The sequence below is a fragment of the Natrinema soli genome (genome assembly GCF_028618695.1).
The window spans coordinates 1-2,536 of the sequence record NZ_JAQIVI010000412.1 but is presented as its reverse complement, the minus strand read 5'-3'; the positions used below and the strand labels follow the sequence as shown (position 1 = coordinate 2,536).

General features: G+C 65.3%; 2 protein-coding genes. One reads left to right on the top strand and one right to left on the bottom strand.

Annotated features, from left to right (window positions below):
• Positions 1-175: 175 nt before the first annotated feature.
• Positions 176-571 (bottom strand): methylated-DNA--[protein]-cysteine S-methyltransferase, encoded by a 396-nt coding sequence (locus PGX04_RS22320; RefSeq protein WP_273740508.1) that lies wholly within the window; start codon positions 569-571, stop codon positions 176-178.
• Between the two features lie 105 nt (positions 572-676).
• Between PGX04_RS22320 and PGX04_RS22315 the strand changes: the two genes are divergently transcribed.
• Positions 677-2,323, top strand: coding sequence for a tryptophan--tRNA ligase (locus PGX04_RS22315; RefSeq protein WP_273740507.1), 1,647 nt, complete (start codon positions 677-679; stop codon positions 2,321-2,323).
• The last annotated feature ends 213 nt before the right edge of the window (positions 2,324-2,536 follow it).

The window sequence follows — 2,536 nt, the reverse complement described above, 5'->3', positions numbered from 1 at the left end:
GTCGCGCATGGCGTCGACGACTTGCTCATAGTCGAACTGCGAGTAGACATCGCCGTCCGTAAAGATGGGGAAGTCGGGCATGGTCGACTCCTCGGGCGGATAGACTATAGTAGCCACTGTAGTTCAGCCGCGCGGCGGATCTCGCCCGTTGACACGGTAATGGCGAGCGGCGAACCTACGGCTCCCCCGGAAGCGCCGCCCCTTCGTGCTCGAGCAACTCCCGTTTCAGTGCGAGCCCGCCGCCGTAGCCGACGAGCGAGTCCACGCCGACGATCCGATGACAGGGAACGATCACGGGAATCGGATTGCGGCCGCAGGCCTGCCCGACCGCGATCGGTGCGCTCTCGAGGTCCGACGCGATCTCGCCGTAGGTTCGCGTTTCGCCGGCCGGAATGGCCATCATCGCTCGCATAACGCTGCCCGTGAACCCGTCGGGGAACTCGATCTCGAGGTCGAACGTCCCCCGCTCGCCGGCCTCGTACTCCCGTACCTGTTCGCGGATCGTCGCCGGATCCGCGTCGATCCGCGACTCGTCGATCTCCCGCTCGCGCCCGAATACTTCAACCTGCATCGTTGATCGACGTTGGGCTCGCACCCTCTTTACTCTCGCCGACCGAAGATTTCGACGACGGCGAAGCCGAAGGTTTTTGCGCGCCGGCGCGCCAAAACGCACGTAATGACCGGAGACGACCCGCTCGAGGAGTCCGAGTCAGGGGAACCGACGACCGGGGAGCCGCTGCCCGATGGGGGTGAGCGATCCCCTGGATCGCGATCCTCGTCGGAGCTCCGCTCCGACGGCGGAGCCGCCGGAGCGGACGACGTCGCGCTGGACCCCTGGGGATCCTCGAGCGTCTCCGACTACCGGAAGCTGTTCGAGGAGTTCGGAATCGAGGAGTTCGACGAGCTGCTCGAGCAGGTGCCGAATCCGCACTACCTGATGCGCCGCGGCGTCATCTTCGGCCACCGCGACTATCGACCGGTCGCCGAGGCCTTACGGAACGACGAGCCCGCAGCCGTCCTCTCGGGGTTCATGCCCACCGGAGACCCACACATCGGCCACAAACTGGTCTTCGACGAGATCATCTGGCATCAAGAGCAGGGGGCCGACGCCTACGGCCTGATCGCCGACCTCGAGGCCAACTCCGCCCGCGGGATGAGCTGGGAGGAGATCGACGAACACGCACGCAACTACCTGCTTTCCCTGCTCGCGCTCGGCTTCGACCCCGAAGCGGGCGAACTCTACCGGCAGTCGACGAACCGAGAGGTACAGGATCTCGCCTTCGATCTCGGCGCGGAGGCTAACTTCTCCGAGTTCCAGGCGATCTACGGCTTCGACGGCGAGACCGACGTCTCGCACATGCAGTCGGTCGTCACCCAGATGGCCGACATCCTCTACCCGCAACTCGAGGAGCCCAAGCCGACCGTGATCCCCGTCGGTCCGGACCAGGACCCCCACGTTCGCCTGGCTCGCGACCTCGCCGAGCGGATGCGCTTCTTCAAGGTCTCGAAAGCGTACGCCAGCTTCGAACTCGAGGACGAGGAGCGCGAACTGGTCGTCGAGTTCTACGACCGGCTCGAGCCCGCCGAGTTCGACGACGACACGCTTCGGTGCGTCCACGTCGCCGAGGCGCTCGAGGAGACGCCGCTGTCGGAACTCGCGGTCAGCGCGGACACGCTGAGTTCGGTCCTGACGAAGTTGACCGAGGCGGGCATGGAACCGATCCGGCCGCGGACTCGCTTTTTCGACCGACGGGCGACCGACGACGCCTTCGAGGCGCTGATCGACGCCATCGACGGCGAAAAGCGGGTCTACGAGAGCCACGTCGACGCCTTCGAGATCGACCGCGCCGAGGCCGAGGCGCTCGCCCGCGAGGTCGAGGTCGACAACGGCGGCTACGGGTTCCAGCCGCCATCCTCGATCTACCACCGATTCATGACCGGGCTGACCGGCGGCAAGATGTCCTCGTCGATTCCCGCGAGCCACATCTCGCTGCTGGACGACCCCGAGGACGGCTACGACAAGGTGAAATCGGCGACGACCGGCGGCCGCGAAACCGCTGCGGAACAGCGCGAAAAGGGCGGCCGCGCCGACGAGTGCCCCGTCTACGAACTCTACGCGTACCTGCTGGCCGGCGACGACGACGAGTTCGCCAAGCGCGTCTACGACGAGTGCGTCGGCGGCGAACGGCTCTGTGGCGACTGCAAAGAGCAAGCGGCGCAGTTGATGCGGGAGTTCCTCGCGGAACATCAGGAAAAACGCGAGGAAGTCGCGGACCTGCTCGAGCAAGCGGATATCGAACTCGAGTCGCCGCGGCGTCGCTGAGCGGCGATCCACCGGACGGTGCTAACGAGCGCTGGCGATCGGGTGATCGAACTGATAGGTTTTTTCGGGCGCGAATGATAATACGTTTTCAGCGTCTGACGAAGATATATAGGTCCGGTTGTGGAACCCGGAGATATCGATGGCCCGGTCCCTTCACGAGTCGAACGATGACCTGTTGGTCCCCGCCGACGTGCTCGGTGCGTTCGGCGTCAC